The 21,680-nt window shown below is 68.3% G+C and carries 13 protein-coding genes, 2 rRNA genes and 2 pseudogenes (1 of these 17 only partly in view); 6 read left to right on the forward strand and 11 right to left on the reverse strand.

Annotation, left to right across the window (positions count from 1 at the left end; genetic code table 11):
- Positions 1-135: 135 nt before the first annotated feature.
- The 9 genes and pseudogenes from ACMYLB_RS17005 to ACMYLB_RS17045 form a co-directional block, all read right to left on the reverse strand.
- Positions 136-1,653 (reverse strand): 6-hydroxymethylpterin diphosphokinase MptE-like protein, encoded by a 1,518-nt coding sequence (locus ACMYLB_RS17005; RefSeq protein WP_415908147.1) that lies wholly within the window; start codon positions 1,651-1,653, stop codon positions 136-138.
- Complete coding sequence (locus tag ACMYLB_RS17010; RefSeq protein ID WP_415911105.1) at positions 1,650-2,819, reverse strand: glycosyltransferase; 1,170 nt, start codon at positions 2,817-2,819, stop codon at positions 1,650-1,652. The genes ACMYLB_RS17005 and ACMYLB_RS17010 overlap by 4 nt, the downstream gene beginning before the upstream one ends.
- Before the next feature lie 471 nt (positions 2,820-3,290).
- Positions 3,291-3,572 (reverse strand): annotated as a pseudogene (locus ACMYLB_RS17015) (glycosyltransferase); the annotation flags it as partial.
- Positions 3,527-6,196: pseudogene (locus tag ACMYLB_RS17020) on the reverse strand (glycosyltransferase); the annotation flags it as partial. The pseudogenes ACMYLB_RS17015 and ACMYLB_RS17020, both read right to left, overlap by 46 nt.
- Positions 6,091-7,320 (reverse strand): glycosyltransferase family 2 protein, encoded by a 1,230-nt coding sequence (locus ACMYLB_RS17025; protein WP_415908148.1) that lies wholly within the window; start codon positions 7,318-7,320, stop codon positions 6,091-6,093. The gene ACMYLB_RS17025 and the pseudogene ACMYLB_RS17020, both read right to left, overlap by 106 nt.
- Before the next feature lies 1 nt (position 7,321).
- Positions 7,322-8,185 (reverse strand): class I SAM-dependent methyltransferase, encoded by an 864-nt coding sequence (locus ACMYLB_RS17030; protein ID WP_415908149.1) that lies wholly within the window; start codon positions 8,183-8,185, stop codon positions 7,322-7,324.
- 10 nt (positions 8,186-8,195) lie between these two features.
- Entirely contained in the window at positions 8,196-8,834 is a 639-nt protein-coding gene (locus tag ACMYLB_RS17035) for a hypothetical protein (protein ID WP_415908150.1), read from the reverse strand.
- Between the two features lie 525 nt (positions 8,835-9,359).
- Entirely contained in the window at positions 9,360-10,502 is a 1,143-nt protein-coding gene (locus ACMYLB_RS17040; RefSeq protein WP_415908151.1) for a DegT/DnrJ/EryC1/StrS family aminotransferase, read from the reverse strand.
- 275 nt (positions 10,503-10,777) lie between these two features.
- Entirely contained in the window at positions 10,778-12,697 is a 1,920-nt protein-coding gene (locus ACMYLB_RS17045; RefSeq protein ID WP_415908152.1) for a tetratricopeptide repeat protein, read from the reverse strand.
- Between the two features lie 175 nt (positions 12,698-12,872).
- Here ACMYLB_RS17045 and ACMYLB_RS17050 point away from each other — a divergent pair, with 175 nt between their 5' ends.
- The 6 genes from ACMYLB_RS17050 (at position 12,873) to ACMYLB_RS17075 (ending at position 19,033) form a co-directional block, all read left to right on the forward strand.
- A complete protein-coding gene (locus ACMYLB_RS17050) occupies positions 12,873-13,868 on the forward strand; it encodes an HDOD domain-containing protein (RefSeq protein WP_415908153.1) in 996 nt (331 codons plus the stop codon).
- Positions 13,852-15,768: a PAS domain S-box protein gene (locus ACMYLB_RS17055; RefSeq protein WP_415908154.1), complete on the forward strand. Its 1,917-nt coding sequence runs from the start codon at positions 13,852-13,854 to the stop codon at positions 15,766-15,768. Before ACMYLB_RS17050 ends, ACMYLB_RS17055 begins: the two co-directional genes overlap by 17 nt.
- Before the next feature lie 450 nt (positions 15,769-16,218).
- Complete coding sequence (locus ACMYLB_RS17060) at positions 16,219-16,437, forward strand: hypothetical protein (protein ID WP_415908155.1); 219 nt, start codon at positions 16,219-16,221, stop codon at positions 16,435-16,437.
- On the forward strand, positions 16,434-17,705 hold the full coding sequence (locus ACMYLB_RS17065; RefSeq protein ID WP_415908156.1) for a tetratricopeptide repeat protein: 1,272 nt from the start codon (positions 16,434-16,436) through the stop codon (positions 17,703-17,705). The genes ACMYLB_RS17060 and ACMYLB_RS17065 overlap by 4 nt, the downstream gene beginning before the upstream one ends.
- Entirely contained in the window at positions 17,662-18,042 is a 381-nt protein-coding gene (locus tag ACMYLB_RS17070) for a hypothetical protein (protein ID WP_415908157.1), read from the forward strand. Before ACMYLB_RS17065 ends, ACMYLB_RS17070 begins: the two co-directional genes overlap by 44 nt.
- Positions 18,043-18,106: 64 nt before the next feature.
- A complete protein-coding gene (locus ACMYLB_RS17075; protein ID WP_415908158.1) occupies positions 18,107-19,033 on the forward strand; it encodes an HDOD domain-containing protein in 927 nt (308 codons plus the stop codon).
- 85 nt (positions 19,034-19,118) lie between these two features.
- On the opposite strand, the gene rrf is transcribed toward ACMYLB_RS17075, so the two are convergent.
- Both rrf and ACMYLB_RS17085 read right to left on the reverse strand, forming a co-directional pair.
- Positions 19,119-19,234: ribosomal RNA gene (gene rrf, locus ACMYLB_RS17080) — 5S ribosomal RNA — on the reverse strand.
- A 91-nt stretch (positions 19,235-19,325) separates the two neighbouring features.
- Positions 19,326-21,680: ribosomal RNA gene (locus ACMYLB_RS17085) — 23S ribosomal RNA — on the reverse strand (it continues 555 nt past the right edge of the window).

Raw genomic sequence — 21,680 nt, forward strand, 5'->3', positions numbered from 1 at the left:
AAAATCCCAACCTCTCTATCCGCAAAAAGACCCCGGAGTCGCCTCCGGGGTCTTCTTGTTTTTGCCGTCCCGGAATCGCATCCCGACCCCGCCGGCATCAGCGCGGGCGCGTCGTCCGGCCGTGGAAGCGCGGGTTCAGGCGAGCTGCCGGAGCTGCTCCGCCAGCTGCGCGAACTCGTCGAGCAGCCCGTTCCAGAAATCTGTGTCTCCCTCCGCCGGGGGCAGCAGGTGCGGCATCAGCTTCAGCGCGAAGCCGCCCAGCGCCCGGCCGATCGCCGGGTCCGCCAGCAGGCGCCGCCAGGCGGCGGCCGCCGCCTCGGGGCCGTGCGCCGCCAGCGCCGCCCGCAGCTCGGGCAGCGCCGCATGCATCCGCCGGCCGCAAGCGCGCAACTCCGCGCACCGCGCGGCCGCCGCGGCCGGCTCGGGCGCGGGAACGTCCGCCAGCCGCGCGAGGCGCGCGCGCTTCGCCACCGGCGCGGGCGCGATCCACGCCTCGGGCCGCACCGGCGCGGCCCGGTCGAGCCGCGCGCCGCGATCGCTCACGTTGAAAACGGTCCCCGGCGCGAACGCGGCCAGCCGCGCGTTCAACGCGCGCCAGTCGCCCGGAGCGTGCGTCGGCACCCGCTCCTCCCAGTTGCCGGGCACGGCGGGGCATTCCTGCGCCGCATCGAAACCCGACTGCGCGTAAATCGAGGCGTCGGCCGCATCCGCGTGCCGCTGCCGGCCGCTCAGCGCCAGATCGAGCCCGAAGAGGAAGATCGGCGCGCACCCGAGCCAGCGCGCCAGCTCGAGCGCCGTCACGCCGCAGTTCTCCGCCGCGGCCAGCGCCGGCGCCGGCACCCCGCCCTGCGCCAGCCAGTCGGTCGTGATCTGCCGGTTGGCGACGAACCACGTCCGCTCCGCCGGCAGGCGCTCCACCCAGCCGGGCGGACTCACGGCCGAGAGCACGACGCGGCCGGGCCACTCGCCCGTCTCGGGCAGGCATTTCTCCGGCCGCTTCGCCACGTCGATCGACACCGCGAAATCCACCCGCACCCCGTGCCGCGCCAGCGTGCGCAGCGCCGAGTCGGCCGCGAACACCACGCAGCCCTCCTGCCCCGCCGCCAGCCGCGGCGCCGACACGTCGAGCGACGGCCCGGCCCCGCACACCGCCGCCGGCAGCCCGGCCAGCGCCCCGCGCCATTCCGCCGGCAGCGGCCGCCGGACATAGGGCGCGAGATTCGCGAGCACGTGCTGTTGCCAGCGAAAGCCGTCCTGCTGCCGCGTCACCCGGCCGCGGTGCTGCTCGCGCAACTCGTCCAGGACGACGGCCACGAACGGTTCGCACCGTTGCGCCGCGTTCTCCTCCGACGGCGGCGCCACGAACACCGCCGGCAGCCGCCGCGCGTCGAGGCGCACAAAGCGCAGCAGCGTCTCGCGCCATTGCGCAGGCGTCGCCTCGTCCCGGCGGAACACGTGCAGCCGATCCGGCGGGGTCGCCGGCGCTCCCGCCGCGATCTCCGCCTCAGCCGCGCACCACAGGATCGCCCGGGCCCCGGCCAGCCGGTCGCGCCACGCGGGCGGCAGGGCGCCGATCACGACGGCGGTCGTGGCGCCGGGATATTCCTGCACCCACGGCGCCGTCGGTTCGTGCGCTGCGCGGCCCGCGCTCACGTCGCTGCCACGGCCGGAGCGGCGGCGCCGCGCGCCACCGCCAGGAGGTCGGCGAAGATCGCCTCGATGCGGTCGACCGACGCCTCGGTCGTGAACTCGAACGCCCGGGCCTGGCCGGCGAGCGCGATCTTCTCCGCCGCGGCCGGATGGCGGTGCGCGGCCGCCAGGCGCTCGGCCAGGACGCGCGCGTCGCCGCCCGGGAAAAGCAGGCCCGTCTTGCCGTGTTCGATGATCTCGCTGGCGCCGCCGCTGCCGCTCGAGACCACGAGCAGACCGGCGGCCATCGCCTCGATCTGGGTCTTGCCGAACGGCTCCTCGAAGACGCTGGGGAACACCAGCACGTTGCTGCGGGCGTAGAGCGCCGCGAGCTCGGCCTTGCCCAGGAAACCGGGGAAGCTGATCCGCTCGAGGAAGCCGTGCTCCGCCGCCACCGCGCGCATCGCGTCCAGATACTCCGGCCGGGTCGTGTCGCCCGCCAGCGTGCACTCGAAGTCGATGCCGGCGCGCGCGAGGTGGGCCAGGGCGTTCACCAGCACGTGCGCGCCCTTGTAGGGCATGAGCAGCCCGGCGTAGGCGATCCGCAGGCGCTCGCGCCGCGGCGGCCACGCGCGGAAATACTCCGTCAGCGGCGAGCCCGGCGGCACCACCTCGTAGCGCGAGATCGGATACGATTTCGCCCGGATGCCCTCGTTGACCCACGCCGAGCAGCCGGCGAGGCAGAAGAGCGGCCCCTGCGGCGACTGCGCCGGCTCGTAGCCGGGATGCGCATTGCCGAGCCGGTGCAGCACCGGGATGCCCCGGTCGAGGGCGGCCTGGATGAAGAAATGCCCGGCGAGGTCGAGGTTGCCCGCCATGATCACGTCCGCGCCGAACTCGTCGATCTCGCGCAGGATCGTCTGGTGGTTCTCGCGCAGGAGGGCCTTGCGTCGCTCGGCGTCGGGCTCGATCACGACGGCGCCGTTCTTCCAGTCGCCGCACAGCTTCAGCCTGCGGCGCACGTGCGGCTCGAAGGCGGCATGTTCCGCCGTGGGCTTGCGGAGCAGGTGCGGCATGTCGGCCGTGAGCACGCGCACCGCGTGACCGCGCGCGAGCAGCTCGCGGGAAAACTCCCACACCGTCCGGCCGTAGCCGCCCATCTCCTGCGGCGGGAGCAGGTTCGTGACCACGAGGATGCGCTGGGGATTCGCCTGCGGCGCCCGCGGTGTCCAGCCGGCGCGCGCCCGGTAGGTCTGCACCTGCGCGTCCTCCAGGGCGCCGTGCGACTCCAGCTGGCGCAGGGCGTCGGTCGTCTGCTCGGTGCCGCCGCTGAGCCGGTGCGCCTCGGCGACCGCGAGATAGGCGCCGGAGAGGCGGCCCTCGTCGAGCATCGCCGCCGCCAGGTCGAGGTAGGCGTTGAGATCGTTGCGGTCCTGCGCGACGCGCTGCCGCGGCGTGGGGGCCTCCGGCTCCGGCGCGGGCGCGTCCGCTGCGCTCGCGTCGAACTCCCGCGCGGACCGCCCTTCGGCGGCCGCCTGCAGGATGCCGTGGAGCCGCGCGAGCGAACCCGCGCGCGCATACTGGCCGGCGACGCGCTCGCGGAACGAGGCGCCGAGCCGCGCGGCGAGTGCGCCGTCCTGCGCCAGGCGCAGCATCGCCTCCGCCATGCCGGCGACATCCTTCTCCGCCACGAGGAAACCGTCGACGCCCTCGCGCACCGCGTCCGGGATGCCGGCATGGCGCGTCGCCACGACCGGCAGCGCGTGCGCGCCGGCCTCGAGCACCGCCAGCGGCAGGCCCTCGCTGTCGCCGTTGGCGGCGACGACGCTGTGCTGGACAAAGCGCGGCTCGCCGCCAGGTGGCGCGAGACTTCCTCGCGGGACTGCACGCCCGCGAACGTCACGGCCTCCGCCAGGCCGTTTTCCGCCGCCCACTGCCGGCACGCCGGCAGCAGCGGACCGTCGCCGATCATGACCAGGCGCGCCGCCGGCAGCGCGCGGTGCACGGCCGCGAAGGCCTGCAGCGTGAGGTGCGGCGCCTTCTTCTCCACGAAGCGGCCCACGGCCACGAAATGCGGCGGCGCCTTGGCCGGCTCCGCCGTCGCGGGCAGGTCGATCGCCACGCCGTAAGGCGCGAGCAGCGTGCGCTCCGCCGGAGCGCCGAGTTGGAGCAACTGCGCGTGCATCGCGCGCGACACGGCGAGCACGCTCGCCGCCTGGCCGAAGAACTGGCGGTAGCGCGGCAGCCAGCTGTCCAGCAGCTCGCGGCCGAACGCATCGACGCCGTGGAAATGGACGACGAACGGCAGCTGCGCCTGCGCGCAGGCCTCGTGGACGAACGCGCCCATCAGCCCGGTCTCGACCAGCGCGGCCTTCGCCCCGGCGCCGCGGAGGAATTGCGCGAGGCCCGCGGTGTATTCGGCCCACAGCCCGGCCGTGACCGGGGTCTTCGCCGCGAGCGCGGCTTGGATTTTCTGCTCGGTCGCGGCAGGCAGCACGGACCGGCCGCCGCGCACGAAGCGCGGGAACGGGAAGCCGTAGAGCAGCGTCAGGTTCGAGCTGAGGAAGTTGACGTGGTCCTCGACGAAGGTCTCCGAGTAGTTGAACTCGTGCGAGCGCACGAGCACCACGGGCAGGTCGCCGGCGGTGCGGCGCTCCGGCGCGGGCGCGGCGGGCGCCGGCACGCGCGCGAGGCCGGTCCAGCCGGTGGCCATCGTGTTGCCCGCCTTCGGGTCGGCCGGCAGCTGGTCGGTGCGGACCAATTCCTGGAAGAGCGGCCACAGTTGCTGCGCCATCTTCTGGCGCTCGTCGCTCGCCAGCGGCGCGCGCTTGAGCCACAGGCCGATCATCTGCGCCAGGCTCGCGTTCCAGCCACCGAGGGCCGCGAGCTTCACGTCGGCGAAGCCGGCCTCAGCGAGCAGCTTTTCCAGCGCGAAGGGCGTGTAGCGGAAGAAATCGTAGGGGGCGTCGTGCAGCGGCCAGATATAGGGCACGGTGAAGAACAGCACGCCGCCGGGCTTGAGCACGCGGCGGGCTTCCTGGAGCACGACTCCCGGCTCGGGGCAGTGCTCGAGCACCTCGGTGAGCATCGCGCTGTCGACCGAGGCGTCGGCGAGCGGGATGCGGCGGCCGTCCCAGCGGAGATCGACCTCCGCCTTGTAGATCGGCGTCTCGATATCGAGGCCGATGTAGCGCGTGAGGCGCGGGGCCGCCTGGCGGATGAGCTCGCGGTAGGGCATCACGCCGCAGCCGATGTCGAGGAACACGCCGTGGAACTGCGGCGCGGCCTCCCGCACCGCGCGCAGGATGGAGGCGCGCGTCCAGTAGAGGTCGACGTTGTTGAGTTCGAGCGGCGGATTCGTGAACGGATGCGGAGCGGCGTGGTTCATGGCGGGCTGGCGGCGGTCTTCGCGCGCGATGCCTTTCGGATTCGGGCGCACCGGCGGGAGGTTAAACGCGGCGGGAATTTCGATGGCGCGGCGCGGGCGCGGCGCGGCGGCGATCAGGCCGTGGAGGAAGGCGGCCCAGTTGTCCGCGTTCGTCTCGACGGAGAACCGCTGCTCGATCGACGCCCGGGCGGCGCGCGAGCAGCGCGTCCAGAGCTCGCGCTCGGCGAGCAGCCGGCCGGCGGTCGCGACCAGATCCGCCCCGCGGTCGGCGACGAAGAAGCCGTTTTCGCCCGGACGGATGAGCTCCCCCACTCCGCTGCGGATGCGCGTGCACAGCGGCACGAGTCCGCACGCCATCGCCTCCATCAGCGCGATGGGGATGCCCTCGTAGTCGCTGAGCAGCACGAACGCCTGGCTCGCGAGCATCAGGGCCTGGACCTCCTCGGACGGGCGGTTGCCGAGCAGCTTGATGCGCTCGCCGAGCTGCGCCTGCGCGATCAGCTTCTCGACGGCGGGGCGCGCGGAGCCATCGCCGCAGATCGCGAACTCCGCCGCGGGATGCCGGCGCAGCACCTCGATCATGGCGGCGACCGTCTCGGAAATGCGTTTCTGCTCCTCCACCAGCCGGCCGACGTAGACGAAGCGGAACGGCCGCGCGGAATACTCCGCCGCCTGCGCCGGCACCGGCGCGCCGTAGGGCGACTGGAGGATCTGCGTCGCGCCGCAGTCCATCGCGCGCAGCGCCGCAGCCTGGAACTCCGAAACCACCACCGCCGCCGACAAGTAGCGGCCGGCGCGGTCGCGGATGAACTCGTCGACCAGGTCGCGGTGAAAGTCGTCGTCGGAGTGCAGCACGCCGACCGTGGGGATGCCGGCCGCGCGCAGGTGCTCGGCGGCAAAGTAGCCCTGGACGTTCAGGTTCGGCACGAACACGTCGCACGGCCGCTCCCGCACGTGGCGCAGGATCGTGCGCATCATCTCCTCGGTGTGCGCGAACGGCGCCTCCTCCACCGGGACACCCGCCGCGCGCAGCCGCCCGGCGACGGGGCACGCGCCCGCCTGCGTCATGAACATCAGCACGCGGGGCGCGAAGCCGCGCGCGCGCAGCGCCGGCAGCAGCCGCGTGAGCCAGACGTTCGGCCCGTTGACCTGGCCGGGGCCGTGCGCGAGGAAGAGCACTTCGGGGGCCGCACCGGCGCGGCGGCCGGCGCCGGGTCCGTGCGGCGCGCCTCGAGGCCGGCCAGCGCCCGGCGCAGCGCGGGCGCGGCCGCATCGGCCGCGGCGGCGCGGTCGAGCCGCTGCCGCGCGGCGGCGACCAGCGAGTCCCAGACCGCCGGAGCATAGGGCGCGAAGGTCGAGGGCAGCTCGCGGGCGTGCTTTTCGATCACGGCGGTGAGCGGCGCAAGCTGCGCGCCGTCCAGCTCCGCGAGCAGGCCGAGGTAGGTCATGATGCGGCCGACATGGATCATGGTGCCGCGATGCTGGGCGGAGATGCCGCCCTTGTGCTTGCGGTAGGCCGCCCAGCGTTCGCCGAAATTATGCACCTGCGCCGCTCCGGTCGCCATCACCTCGATCGGGATGTCCCCGCTCGGCACATGGAAGAACCAGAGCGGAAAGCGCCAGTCTGCCGGGCGGCGGAGCACGACGCTCGCCGTCGGGCACAGCGGCGACTCGATCAGCTCGCGGGCGGAGTAGTCGCGCCGCGCGGGGTCCATGCGGCACCACGGGAAATCGGCGTAGCCATGCTTCCGGACCCAGCCGGCGCCCTCCTCGTAGAGCACCTCCGCATCGTGGAAGGTGAGCGCGCAGCCGGGGGTGCGTTCCAGGAACTCCACCTGGCGCGCCAGCTTCGTCGGCTCCGTCCAGTAATCGTCGCCCTCGCACCACGCGAGGTAGCGGCCGCGCGCGCGGAACAGCAGGTTGACCAGGTTGAAGCGGCCGGTGGGAATCCCGCCGATCGCGAGATTGTTCGCCCGCGGCACGAGGAAGAGCCGGATGCGCTCCGGGAAGCGGCGCGCGTAGTCGAGGCAGATCTCGCGCGTGCCGTCGCGCGAATCGTCCTCGCCGACGCAGATCTCGAAGGGGAAATCCACCTGCTGGGCCAGGATCGAGTCCAGCGCCTGCGCCACGAAGCGCGCGTGGTTGTAGGTCGGCATGATGACCGACACGAGCGGCTCCGGCGGGCAGCGGTGCGGGACCTCCTCGACCGGCACCTTCTGGAAACGCGCGAGAAATTCGTCCACGCCCAGGCGCGCGCCGGCGTCGACGCGGTCCGGGGAATCGTTGGCGGGCGGCACGGTCATGTCAGCGGCTCACCGTCGCCTCGGCGATGATCAGCGGGCGACGGTGGAATTCGCCCGGGAAGCGCTCCAGCTTCGCCGCGGCGAAGAAGGGCTCGGATGCCGCGAGCGTCCCCGCGTTGGCGCGTTCCCGCAGGTCGGCGGGTGCGTCGCGAAAGACCACCGCGCCCGCCGCATCGAGCTGCGCGTAGCCGAGCGCGGCGAGCCGCCAGCCGGCGGCGCGGAGCACGTCGCTGGTCCAGCGCAGGCGCTGGTGATCGTCGTCGCGCGGGTGCACCGGGCGCGATTTGTCGCCGCCGCGGTTGGAGCCGACCTGAAACACGAGCCGCCGCGTGTGCGTCCGCAGCCGGCGCAGGTAGGCGACGACGTGGTCGGTGTAGGCCGCGTTGTCGTCCGGCACGTGCCGGTCGAAATCGAATCCGGCGTGGTGCACCACGTTCAGCAGCAGCACGGCGTCGAACGACGGGAGCTGGTCCAGCCCGGCGAAGTCGCACGACTGCGGGCGCACCGCGACATTCTCGAGGCCGAAGCCCGCGGCCGTGAGCCGGATGAATTCCGCGTGCCGCGGGTTGAGTTCGTAGGCCGCGACGCGCCAGTGCGGGAAGGCGTGCGCGAGGTTCAGGGTGAAGAATCCGGTGTTGGCGCCGATGTCCGCGATCGTGGCCTGCGGCGGCAGCGCGAGCCGGGCGGCGAGGTAGTCGTAGCGCGGGGCGTCGCTCCGCCACAGCGAGTGGATCTCCTCCTGGTAGCCGAGCGCGCGGGCGACGAACGCCGGCACGCTCTGGTAGACCGAGTGCTTGGACTGGTCGTGGTAGAGTTCGTGCAGGCGCGCGGCCAGCGTGGCATCGGGAACGGTGAGCGTGCTCATGGGAAGGGTTTCAGCGCCGGGAGGCGGAGTCCGCCGGGGATTTGCCCGCCACCGGGCGGGCGCTGTCGTCGCGCGCGGCGCCGCGCCACTCGTGCAGGAACTGGCGCCAGGAATCGGGGCGGAGGTAGACATCCGCGGCGGCGTAGCGCAGGCGCGCGAGCCATCCGCGCCGCGGCTTGGTCCCGTGCCACACCGGATCGCCCGCCGCGAAGCCGCCGGACCAGCAGTAGAGACCGCGGGAGCGGATCGCCCCCGCCGGGCGGGCGGTCACGGCGCGACCCAGGTGCTCGTCGATGTAGCCGCGGAGCAACGGCGGACAGGCATCGACGCAAAGCTGCAGCGGTCCCCACAGGCGCGGATTCGCCTCGATCAGGACGCATTCCCCGTCGTCGCGCTGCCGCAGCTCGAGCATGACGACGCCGTGGAAGCCCGCGGCGCGCAGAGCGTCCTCCCAGAACGCGACCTCGCGCGCGTCCTCGTGCAGGCGCGCGACGCGCGCGAGCAGCACGGACTTGCCGCCGGGCTGCTGCGCGAGGTTTTCCTGGGAAAACACGGTCGCGCGGCCGCGGCGCGGCAGGTGGAAGAACAGGTAGAGGCTGCGGCCGTCGACCCACTCCTGGAAAAGAAGTGCTCGGGCTGCGTCTCGCACTCGAAGCGCAGCACCTCCTCGCGCGTGCGCAGCAGCCACGGGTAGAGCGAGGTGCCGTCGGGCGCCACATTCCAGCGCGGCTTCGCCACGCAAGGCAGGCGCGATGCGTCCGGGCGCTCCTCCGGGACCGGCAGGCCGCGCTGGCGGCAGAACGCCGTGAAGGACGCCTTGTCCGTCACCCGCAGGTAGGCGGCTTCGTCCGGCAACGGCAGCTCGCAGCCGGCGGCCGCGAGTTCCCCGCGGTGGCGCAGCGCCCAGCGGACGAGGTATTCGGACGCCGGAGCGAGCACGCAGCGCGTGGCGCCGCGCCCGGCCCGCGCCGCAGCGACGGCGGCGGCGAAGTCGTCCACCTCGAGGCTCCGGCCCGCGCGCGTGAAGACCACCGCCGCGGCAAACCGGGTGTGAAAAATGGGATCCTCCGCCGTGCAGGCGACGACCGCCGGGACGTGGCCGGCCTGCTCGAGCGCGCGACAGAACGCGAGCACCGCGCGAAAGTTGTATCCGCTGGGGACGAGGAAGATTTTCTCAGGATGCGACATGGTCGCCGGCGATACGGCGCCGGGAGCGCGCCAGCACGTCGTGGATGATGCCGGCCACCCGGTGCTGGACGGCGGGAATGACGTCCGTGGAAGTGGGCAGGCACAGCACGCGGCCGGCGATATCCTCGGCGATCGGGCAGTCGCGCGTGTCGCTGAGGTAGGCGAGCCGGTTGAGCGGCGGGAAGAAATAGCGGCGGGCGCGGATGCCGACGGCCGCGAGATCGTCGAGCACGGCCTGCGAAATCGCCGCCGTGGGCAGGATGATGGGGCAGTAGGCGTAGTTGTGCTTGAAGCCCTCCTCGGGGGCCTTGGGCAGCACGGCCTCGCTGGAATCGAGCAGCTCGTGATACAGCAGGACCTGCTCGCGCCGCTCGGCGATGAGCGCATCGACCCGCGGCAGCATGCAGAGGCCCATCGCGGCGTGGAATTCGGAGTTTTTGCCGTTGATGCCCTCGCAACGGAAGTTCTCCCCCCACTGGCCGAAAGAACGCATGAGCTTCACGCGTTCGGCCAGGACGTCGTCGTTGTTGATCACGACCGCCCCGCCCTCGATGGTGTGGAAGATCTTCGTGGCGTGGAAACTCAGGCAGCTCAGGTCGCCGTAGCCCACCAGCGGCTTGCCGTGCAGCTCGCAGCCGAAAGTGTGCGCGGCATCGTAGATGAGCTTGAGCCCGTGGGCGCGCGCGAAGGCGGCCAGTTCATCGACGGCGCAGGGAAAGCCGTAGACGTGCGTCGCGAGGATCGCGGTCGTGCGCGGCGTCAGAGCGGCTTCCAGTTTCTTCGGATCGATCGTCAGGTAGCGCGGCTCGATGTCGACGAAGACCGGCTTGCAGCGCTCCCAGAGCAGCGCCCCGCTGGTGGCGACGAAGCTGAACGGCGTGGTCAGGACGTCGCCGTCGACGTTGGCGGCGTGGAGCGCGATCTGGAGCGCGATGGTGCCGTTGCTGACGAACCACACGTGCGGCGACTGGAGGCGTTCCCGCAGCTGGCCCTCGAGCTGGCGCAGCAGCGGGCCGTTGTTCGTGACGTAGCTCGACGCCCAGATTTGCTCGAGATAGGCCACGTAGTCCTGCAGCGGCGGGAGCGCGGGCTTGGTGACGGTGATTTCGGGCAGGGCAACGGAGGTCATGATTCAACGGGGTTGAGGCCGGCGCGCACGCAGTCGCATCGGAGATCCGGAAACGATCGCGGAGTCCGAAGCGGCGGGGCGGGCGGCGGTGGGTTTCGATGGCATCCGTGCGGGAGAGCCCGCGTTGAGCAAACGGCAGGCCGCCGAAGCGAGGCCGCGCGCAACCCACTGCCTTCCTGCGAGTAGAAAATTTTTCCCGACGCCGCCAGGCGGTGCCTCGCACGCCGGCGAGCGCCGGGCGGCAGCGTCCGGCAGATTTTGCCCCGACGCGGCGTCTAGACGCCGGCCGGGAGCGGCGCGCGCGACTCGAGCTTTTCCGTCTCCCGGGCGCACCACTCGGTCCAGCACTGGCGAAGGGCGGCGGCGAAGCAACGCGACTGGCCGACCTCGTCGAGCAGCGCGCTGCGCTGCATGTCGGCGCGCAAGGCGGCGCGCACGGCGGCGAGCGCCGGGCGCTGGCGGGCCAGGGCGACGGCCTTCGCCACGTAGTCGTCCTCGCTGTGCGCGATCCACTCCTCGTGACCGATGGCGGTGAGCAGGCTCGCGCTGACGCGTGCGGCGTGGCGGTCGCCTGCCAGGGTGACGACGGGCACGCCCATCCAGAGTGACTCGCAGGTCGTCGTCGTGCCGCAGTAGTGCGCCGTGTCGAGCGAGACGTCCATGCGATGGTAGAGGGCGAGGTGATCGGCCGTCTCGGCGGTGCGTTCGAGCAGCTCGATGCGCTCCGGCGGCAGGCCGCAGGCCGCGAAATGGGCGAGCAGCCGCTCGCGCGCCGCCGGCTCGCCGAGCCCGCGGCCCTTGAAGAGGAAACGCGCATCCGGCACGGCGGCGAGGATCCGGCCCCACATCCGCAGCGTCGTCTCGGTGATCTTGCCGAGGTTGTTGAAGCAGCCGAACGTGAACGGCGCATCGGGCGTCGCGAGGCAGGGCGGCGGCACCGGCGCGGCCGACTCCGGCGGCGGCTGGTAACACCACGCGGTCGGCGCGAAGCGCACGAGCTGCTCGGTCGCGAAGGCGTCGGCCTCGCCGACCGGATCGGCGATGCCGTCGGTCAGGCGGTAGTGCATCGCGGGAAGGCCGGTGGTGTTCGGGTAGCCGAGGTAGGTGATCTGCACCGGCGCGACGTGGCGGGCGAACATCGGCAGGCGGTTGGTCACGCCGGTGTGCCCGGCGAGGTCGATGAGGAGGTCGGGCTGGTCGGCGCGGATGATCTTTTCCACCATCTCGGTCGGCTGGCCGACGAAGTTGCGCCAGACGGCCGCGAGCGCCTTGAAGCGCTGCGACAGCGCGTCCTCGCGGAAGTGGTCGTGGTAGAGGTAGAGCTCGAACTGCGCGGGATCGAGGTGTCGCAGGAGCGGCTCGATGAAGTAGGCGCACGAGTGCGTGCGGAAATCCGGCGAGAGCAGCGCGACGCGCAGGCGCCGCCCGGGCTGCCGGTCGTGGGGAAAATCGGGGACGGGAAACTCGCCGACCAGCCGGCCGAACGCGACGTGTTCCGCGAAGACCTGCTCGCGGGACAGCGTCTCGAGATTGTTGAGCGCGAAGAGCCGGTAGCTGTGCGCGTCGAAGTTGCGCGGCTCGCGCGCGAGGTAGGTCGCGTAGGCGGCCACGGATTCCGGGATGCGATGCGCCTGCTGCAGCGCCTGGGCGCGGCCGAAGTGGGCCTTGGCGTAGTTGGGATCGGCCGCGAGCGCGCGGTCGTGGCAGCGGAGCGCGTCCCCCACCCGGCCGTAGAGGCTGAGGGTGAGGCCGTAGTTATACCACCCGGTCGGGTTGCGCGGATTGATCGCGAGGGAGCGCTCGTGGCACTCGACGGCCTCCTTCAGGCGATCCTGGGCCTTGAAGCAGTAGGCGAGATTGTCCCAGCCCTCGACGAGGTCCGGACTGAGCCGCAGCGCCTCGCGCAACTCGACCTCGGCCTCCCGGGCGCGGCCCGCCCCGAGGAGGGCGAGGCCCAGGCGCATCCGACACACGGCGTGCCGCGGGTCGAGCGTCGCGGCCTTCTTGAGCAACTCGACCGCGTCGGTGGAGCGGCCTTGCTGGATGGCGACGACCCCGAGCAGGTGCACCGCATCGAAGTTGCGCGGCGCGAGCGCGCGGATGCGCGTGTAGATCGCCGACGCCTCCGGAAGCCGGTTCGCACGATGGTGGGCGATGGCTTGCTGGAGGAGACTTTGCAGTTGGGCCGGAGACATGCGGGAACGCGAAGCTCCGGCCCGGAAAGGCTCCGGGCCGATGATTCGCCTTCAGGCTAATCGGCGCGCGGGCCGCGGAATTGAGCGAAATTTGTTCAAGTGCCGCCACTTGCCGCCGATGAATCCCGTGAATGCGCGCCGGCGGCATGCGCCGCGGGCATTCATGACAACACCCATGTCGTCCCTTTCCACACCGCCCGTCGACGGCCGCTCCGCCCTTGACGACCAAGAGATCCGCCGCCGCATCAACGCCTGTCCCAAGCTCGCGTCGCTCCAGGCCAACAACGACGCGCTGAGCGCGCTCGTGAAGTCGGACCAGAGCCTGACCTCGCAGATCGCCGAGATCATCCGCCGCGACCCGTCGCTCTCCGCCCGCCTGCTGCGCATGGTGAACTCGGTCTATTTCGGCCTCGGCGCCCGCGTGAACAACATCGAGGAGGCGGTCTTCTTCCTCGGCCTGCGCCAGATCCGCGAGCTCTCCGTCGCCACTCCGGTGATCGAGGAGCTCGAGCGCCTGCAGGGCAACGTCTCGACGCCGCTGCCCTGGAAGGACCTCTGGGCGCACAGCATCGGCTGCGCGATCCTCACTCGCGAGATCCTGCGCGCCACACCGCTGTCGATCGACGACGACACCGACTACCTCGTCGGCCTGCTGCACAACGTCGGCAAGGTCGTCATGGCCTACGCGTTCCCCGACGAACTGGTGCAGATTTCCAACACGCCGCTGCGCACGCCGGCCGAGGTTTGCCGGCTCGAGCGGCAGCTGATCGGCTGGGATCACGCCCAGATCGGCGCGCATTACCTGCAGAAACACCAGGTCTGCGAGGAGATCGCCATGGCCGTGCGCTACCACTGCGAGCCCGACCGCGCCCCCGCCACCGACTCTTCGCCGCCGCCGTCCAGGTGGCCGACCACCTCGTGCGCCACGCCGGCATCACCGGCGGCTTCGAGAAGGTCGATCCCGTGGAGCGCGACAGCTGGCTGCGCCTCGAGGGCTGGCACGTGCTCTACGGTGCCGACGGCCCGGAATCGACCCTCGCCCGGGCGGCGATCGAGAACGCCCTGCAGCGCCTGCCCGCCATGTTGGGCGGCCTCGTTTAACCCGGGCCGGACGGCCTTAAAGTTCGCGCGCCGCGCGCCGATTAACCGACTGCATGTCAGTTGTGATTAGCGATTCTATCGCGGGCGCACGCGCGTTCCCGCCGCCGGAGGCGTTGCTCGGCGCGTGGGCGGGCAGCGATGCGCTCGTTTATTGCCGGGATTGGGAAGGGCGCATTCTTGCGGCCAACCAGGCGTTCGCGCGCCGGTTCGGCTGCCCGATCGGCGACCTGCCCGGCCGGCCGGTGGCCGCGTGGCTGCACCAGGACGACGCCCCCGCGCTCGCCGCGGCGAACGCGGAGCTGAACCAGGAACCGCGACGCACTTCCTGCGAATCGCGCTGGCTGACCCCGCAGGGCTGGCGCTGGATCGCGTGGGAGGAGAAGGCAATCGCCGACGCCGGCCGCTGGATCGGCGTCCGCTCGGTCGGCCACGACATCACCCGGCAGCGCGTGGCGGAGGAGCAGTATTTCAAGCTTTCCCGCGCGGTGGAGCAGTCGCCCGTGGCGATCGCGATCACCGACGCCGAGGGCAACGTCCAATACGTGAACGCCAAGTTCACCGAGGCGACCGGCTACACCCTCGAGCGGCTGCTCGACGAGGACGTGCAGGTGCTGCGCGAGGGTCATCCTGACGAGGAGTCCTACCGGAAGTTCTGGGCCACGGTGACGGGCGGCCAGGAATGGCGCGGCGAACTCGCGCGTGAGGGCCCCGACGGCAAGAAGGTCTTCGAGTCCGTCCAGGTTTCCTGCCTGCGCAGCCCGTCGGGCGAGATCACGAATTTCCTCTGCCTGCGCGAGGACGTCACGAGCCGCCGCACGCTCGAGGAACAGCTCCGCCAGGCCCAGAAGATGGAGAGCCTCGGCACCCTCGCCGGCGGCATCGCGCACGACTTCAACAACATCATCGCCGTGATGAACGGCTACGCGGAGTTCGCGCTGCTCAATCCCGGCGATGCCGCGCTGCTGCAGAAGTGCATGCGCGAGATCAAGAAGGCCTCGCAGCGCGCCAGCGGTCTGGTGCGGCAGATCCTGACCTTCAGCCGCAAGGCCGAGGTGCGCTTCGCGCCGCTCGACCTCAACCAGCTGACGCGCGAGCTCGTGGCGCTGCTCTCGGAGACTTTTCCGCGCAACCTCACCTTCAACTTTGCGCTCGAGGACAACCTGCCGCCGCTGCTCGCCGACCAGAACCAGCTGCAGCAGATCGTGCTCAACCTCTGCGTGAACGCGCGCGACGCCATGCCGTCGGGCGGCGTCATCACCATCACCACCTCGAAGGTGGAAGGCGCCGCCGTGCCCAGCGGCGTCGTCGGCGGCCGCGCCTGCGCCTGCCTGGCCGTCACCGACACGGGCATCGGCATGTCGCCCGAGGTGCGCGCGCGCATTTTCGAGCCGTTCTTCACCACCAAAGCGGTCAACAAGGGCACCGGCCTCGGCCTCGCGGTCGTCTACGGCATCGTGGCCAGCCACGAGGGCACGATCGAAGTCGAGAGCGAGCCGGGCGTCGGCAGCACCTTCAAGGTCTACCTCCCGCTCGCCGACGCCGCGGTCGTGCCGCCGGCGTTCACCCGGGCCAGCGAATTCCCCGGCGGCAGCGAGTCGGTGCTGGTCGTCGACGACGAGGCGCCCCTGCGCCTGCTGCTCGAGGCGGCGTTGTCGCGGAAGGGCTATCGCGTGCGCAGCGCGGCCGATGGACTCGAGGCGATCGAAGTCATCGCCAGCCAGGACGCGAAGCTGGATGCCGTGCTGCTCGACTTGAACATGCCCGGCGCCAACGGCGTCGAGGTCTACCGCGTGATCCGCGCCACGAAGCCGGAGCTGAAGGTGCTCATCCTGACTGGCCACCTGACGCCGGAGGCGCGCGGCGAGTTTGAGAAGATGGGCATGCACTATTTCGTGAAGAAACCCTACACGCTCGAGGAACTCGGGCGGTCGCTGCGCGCCGTGCTGGACGGCAAGGAAATCGCCTCCTGACCAGCTTCCGGGGGATTCCCTTAAAAATGCCCGGCACATGCAAAAGCGCTACAGATGTCCCCCTCCGGGCCGATGCAACCTGACGGCGAATCAGACCGATCCATCACCATGGACCGTAGTTGCACAAAACATGAACCAGAGCGCAAAACCGCCTCGAGCGGCAGGCGCGCGTTGGGCGGGAGTCCGCCTGGCGCTGTCGCTTTTGCCGGTTGTGGCCATCTCCGCCCAGTCTGTCGCCCCCGAACCTTCCTACAGCCGACCGTATCTGGCGACGGTCGGCGCCCCCGCCATCCGCTTCAGCGAGGCGATTCCGCCGCCCGACCTCAGCGTGCGTCCGGCCGCTGGCGCCCCGCCGCAGCCGATCGAGGAGCATGCCGCTCCCTGGTCGAGCCGACGCCGGGCGACGTCACGGTGGTTCCTCCCGCGGTCAAGCCCGCCGATCCGATTCCCATGTCCGATCCGGTGAAGGCCGCATCCGGCAAGCCGCCGGCAACGATCCTTCCTGACGACACTCGTCCCAAGGTGCGCGCCGAAGACTTCCTGCCATTTTTCCAGTTCCCCGGTTCCGCACCGGCGAACGGTGACGTGACGGTCGTCGCGCCCGTGCCCAACGCCGCCCCCGGCGCCGCGCCGCTGCCGGCCAGCTCGGCCACCTATCGCCAGCAATGATCCGTCCGCTCCAGCTTTTGCCCGGCGGTCGCCTGCTCACCGTGCTGTTTCTCGCCGCGGTGTTGCTCGCGCGTGCGCGCGGGGCGGAAGCGAAAGCGGCCCACGAAGAACCCACCGCCCCCCCCGCCATCTCCGCGGAGGCGCGTGGCCTGCTGAAACTCGGCACCAACCTCACCGAGCGCGGCGACTACCCGGCGGCCGAGATCGCCTACCGGCAGATCCTGCACTCGACCGCATTCACGTCCGTCGAGCAGCAGGAGGCACTCATCGGCATGGGACGCACTTATCGGCTGCAGGGCGCGTTCACCAAAGCCGCCGCGGTCTACGAGAAGTTTCTCAAGGAGTATCCGGAGGATGGCCGCGTGCCCGACGTCCTCCTCGATCTCGGCCGCACCCTGCGGGCGATGGGGGCCTACAAGATGGCGATCGCGCGCTTCTACAGCGTGCTCAATTCGACGCTGAAGCTGCCCGCCGACGCGTTCGACCATTACCAACTGCTCGCCAAGACCGCGCAGTTCGAGATCGCCGAGACCCACTTCGAAGCGGGCAACTACGCCGAGGCCGGGAAGTTCTTCTCCCGCCTGCGCCTGCTGGACCTGGCCCCCGTCGACCGGGCGCGCGCGCATTTCAAATCCGCCTACTCGCTGCAGCTCGCCGGCGACTCCGAGGCGGCCGTCACCGCCCTGCGCGCCTATCTCGAGCAATGGCCCGACGACGAGAACGTGCCCGAGGCCCGCTTCCTTCTCGCCACGACGCTCCGCAAGCTCGGTCGCACCGACGAGGCGCTGGCGGAGACCTTTGCCCTGCTCCGGGGCGAGAAAAATCAGTCGAACGCCGAGCCGCGCCGCTGGATCTACTGGCAGCGGCGCACCGGCAACCAGCTGGCCAACGAATTTTTCCACAGCGGCGACACCGCCAATGCCCTTGCGATCTACCAGGGACTGGCCGCGCTTTCCAACGACACCGCGTGGCAGCTGCCCGTGCTGTATCAGGTGGCGCTCTGCCAGGAGCAGCTGCGCTCGATCGATCGCGCGCGGGAGACCTACCAGAACATTGTCTCGACCGTGGCCAAGCTGCCGAACGCGTCGGCCGAGTTGAACGAACTCGCCAAAATGGCCAAGTGGCGTATAGGCAACATGGAGTGGCACGACCAAGCCGACCGAAAACTGACCGCCGCGTTTTCCACGACGACCGGTCAAACACCTCCGACTCCAGCTCCGCCTCATGACGCCCCTGCAAGCCCTGCAGCAACACCACCAACTCTGTGACGAGCTCCACGCGCTGGCGTTGGAGGAAAATCGATTCCTGCAGCAGAATCAACGGGCGCCAGAGGCCGCATTGCTGGAACGCAAGCGGGCCTTGCTGACGCGATTGGACGAAACGTTGACCGCCTTGCGCACCGCGGAAGGCGAAAGCGGCAATCAGCCCGCTCTGCGCACCGCCCTGGAGAAAACGCGCGCCCGCATCCTGCAAGTTCTGCAGCTGGAAAAGGAGAACGAGCAGCTGCTGCTCCGCTACAGCCTGACTGCCAACCGGGCGCCCGCCCCCGCATCCACGCTGCTGCCGGCGAGCATGCTGCAGAAGATCTATCAGCGGCACACTTGAAGGCTGCGGCAGGTTTGGCGACAGACGCGCAAAAGTTTACGCGGATTTCGCCGATGAAGAGGAGGTGAGCCCTGTCAGCTCCTACCCCACTCTACCGCGCACCACGCCGGAAGACATCGTCCGGCGTCTGACTCATTTGCCGTCGGCGCCACGTGTCCTGCCAAAGCTGAAGCGCCTGCTCAGCGACACGAATTCGTCGCTGCACGAGATTGTCGCCCTCATCCGCCTCGATCCAGGCATCGCGGCACGCGTGCTCCAGATCGGCAACTCAGCCTACTTCAGCCACGGACTGCGGTGCTACACCGTCGATGAGGCCGTGAATCGCGTCGGCTACGAGCAGATCTATGAGTTAGTTGCCAATGCCGTTGCTTCAGAAGTGCTGGTGCGTCCGCTCGCCAGTTACGCAATCGCAGCCGACGAGCTGTGGCAGACGTCTGTGGCGTGCGCTATCGCGGCTGAGAGCCTGGCGGATGCCCTCGGTATCGAGCGAGACATCGCGTATACGATCGGTCTTCTGCATCGAGTCGGCCTCGTGGCAATCGACGACTGGCTCCAGCGGGCGGCCCCCCAGTTCTGCTTTGAGAAACAGGATCAGCCGGCGGAGACGTCCGCGCAGGAGCGACAGTTTCTCGGGTTTAATAACGCCGAGGTTGGTGCCGCACTCTTACGGCTGTGGGACTTCCCCGCCGTGATGTCCGAGCCCGTCCGCTGGCAGTATCTTCCAAATGCCACCGCTGCGCATGGCCAACTCGCATCATTGCTCGCCCTCGCAAAATGGATCAGTCGATCGGCCTTGCGTCGTGGACGATCGCCATTCGCAGTTGAGTCCACTGTTTTACGGCGCATCGGCAAAAGAGAACCCCAGCTTGATTCTTACGTCTCGCTGGTGCGTGGGAAACTGGCCCAAATAAGCTCTTTGCTTGCCGAGGGGGAGCAGCAACGCGTGCTGCCATTCCCTGCCGGAGATCGCGCAATCGTCGCAGTGAAGTGACGGGGCAGACACCGCATTAAGGCGCACGATAAGCTATCGAGTAAAAAAAAGGCCCGAGTGTTGTTTTGCAACACTCGGGCCAAAAACCTGGCAACGACCTACTCTCGCGGGACCTAACGTCCTACTACCATTGGCTGCTCGGGGCTTAACGGCCGTGTTCGGGATGGGAACGGGTGGAACCCCCGGCATCTGGTCACCAGGAAGGGAAACTCACGGCAGAGCCGGAGTAATTGATTAAAGTTCAGACAGTAGTCATCTGTAAGGAGGTGAAATAAACGCCTAGAAACTGGGTCTACATAAACCGGCAAGGTCATTAGTAGCAGTAAACTGAACACATTACTGCGCTTGCATTTCTGCCCTATCAACCGGGTGGTCTACCCGGACCTTGCACCGTCTTGCGACGGATTGAGATCTTATCTTGGGATGAGCTTGGCGCTTAGATGCTTTCAGCGCTTATCTCTTCCGCACATAGCTACCCGGCGCTGCCACTGACGTGACAACCGGAACACCAGAGGTGCGTCATTCTCGGTCCTCTCGTACTAGAGAATGAACCCCTCAAATCTCAAACGCCCACAGCGGATAGAGGACCGAACTGTCTCACGACGTTCTGAACCCAGCTCGCGTACCACTTTAACCGGCGAACAGCCGGACCCTTGGGACCTTCTCCAGCCCCAGGATGTGATGAGCCGACATCGAGGTGCCAAACCGCGCCGTCGCTGTGAACGCTTGGGCGCGATCAGCCTGTTATCCCTAGCGTACCTTTTGTCCTATGAGCGATGGCGATTCCACATTCAACCACCGGATCACTTGAACCTGCTTTCGCAACTGCTCGACTTGTTGGTCTCACAGTAAAGCTCCCTTATACTCATGCGCTCTATGGCCCGATTACCAACCGGGCTGAGGGAACCTTCGTAATCCTCCGTTACTTTTTGGGAGGATTCCGCCCCAGAAAAACTGACCTGCTATCACTGTCCCACGCCCGGATGACGGGTCGAGGTTAGACGCCTAACAATAAAAAACTGGTATTTCATATTTTGACTCGGCCCTCCCCTGGAGGAGGGCTTCACAGTCTCCCAGCTATGCTACGTATTTAAAATCAAGCGACAATAACAGCTTACAGTAAAGGTGCATAGGGTCTTTCCGTCCTGCTGCGGGTAGGCGGCATCTTCACCGCCACTACAATTTCACTGGGCCTCTCTCCGAGACAGTTATCAACTCGTTACACGATTCGTGCGGGTCGGAACTTACCCGACAAGGAATTTCGCTACCTTAGGACCGTTATAGTTACGGCCGACATTCACGGGGGCTTAGACGCTGAGCTTGCACCCAACGCTTTCACCTTTCCGCATTGGTCACGTGTCACTCCCTATACGTCGTCTTGCGACTTAGCAGAGAGCTGTGTTTTTGCTAAACAGTCGGTTGATACTCTTATCTGCGGCCCCTCGCGGGGCATCCCTTATAGCTAACATACGGGATCAATTTGCCGAGTTCCTTAGAGAGATTTAACCCACGCGCCTTAGAATACTCATCTATTCCACCTGTGTCGGTTTACGGTACGGGCACCCTAGTGAATAGTCGCGAACCTTTTCCCGGAAGCCGAGCATCACACAAATTGCGTCGGCCGTAGCCTTAGCTTTTCGTCGCCTTTCAGATACACCCGGTATTTTAACCCCAGGCAACCTACGGGCTTGAACGGGAATCAGCGCCCCGCTCGTGTTAGCTTTCTCCGTCAGTCCTCGACATCGAACTCCAATAAGGTGGTGCCGGAATATTGAACCGGCTGTGCATCGACTACTCCTTACGGCCTCGTCTTAGCCCCCGACTAACCCTGGGAGGACGAACCTTCCCCAGGAAACCTTGGAATTGAGGCGAGCCGGATTTAAACCGGCTTAATCGTTACTTATGTCTGCATTCTCACTTCCAAACACTCCATGGTCGGTTGCCCCTTCCACTTCGCTGTATTTGGAACGCTTTCCTACCACTCACCTTGCGGTGAATCCATAGCTTCGGTACATGGCTTAAGTCCCGATCATTTTCGGCGCAATTTCGCTCGATGGGTCAGCTGTTACGCACTGTTTAAATGATGGCTGCCTCTAAGCCAACATCCCCATTGTCTAAGCAAAATCACATCCTTTAACACTGAGCCATGTTTTGGGACCTTAACTGATGGTTTGGATTATTCTCCTCTCGACTATGAAGGTTATCCCCCACAGTCTGACTGCCGAGCTTCACTCTGCGGTATTCGGAGTTTAATTAAGTTCAGTACCCCGGTAGGGGCCCTAGCTTATTTAGTGCTCTACCTCCGCAAATCAGCGCTCGACGCTATACCCAAATATATTTCGGAAAGAACCAGCTATCAGGGGGTTTGATTAGTCTTTCGCTCCTAACCACAGCTCATCCGACACCTTCTCAAGGGTGACCAGTTCGGACCTCCACTCCGTGTTACCGGAGTTTCATCCTGGCCATGGTTAGATCACCTCCCCTTCGGGTCTATTGCCGACAACTAAGCGCCCTATTCGGACTCGCTTTCGCTGCGCCTGCGCCGCTGAGCGGCTTAGGCTTGCTACCGGCAATAACTCGCAGACTCATTATACAAAAGGCAGGCCGTCACCGCACGGGGCGGCTCCGACTGACTTGTTAGCAGATC

It is taken from the genome of Oleiharenicola sp. Vm1 (assembly GCF_047777955.1).
Taxonomy (GTDB): Bacteria; Verrucomicrobiota; Verrucomicrobiia; order Opitutales; family Opitutaceae; genus Didemnitutus.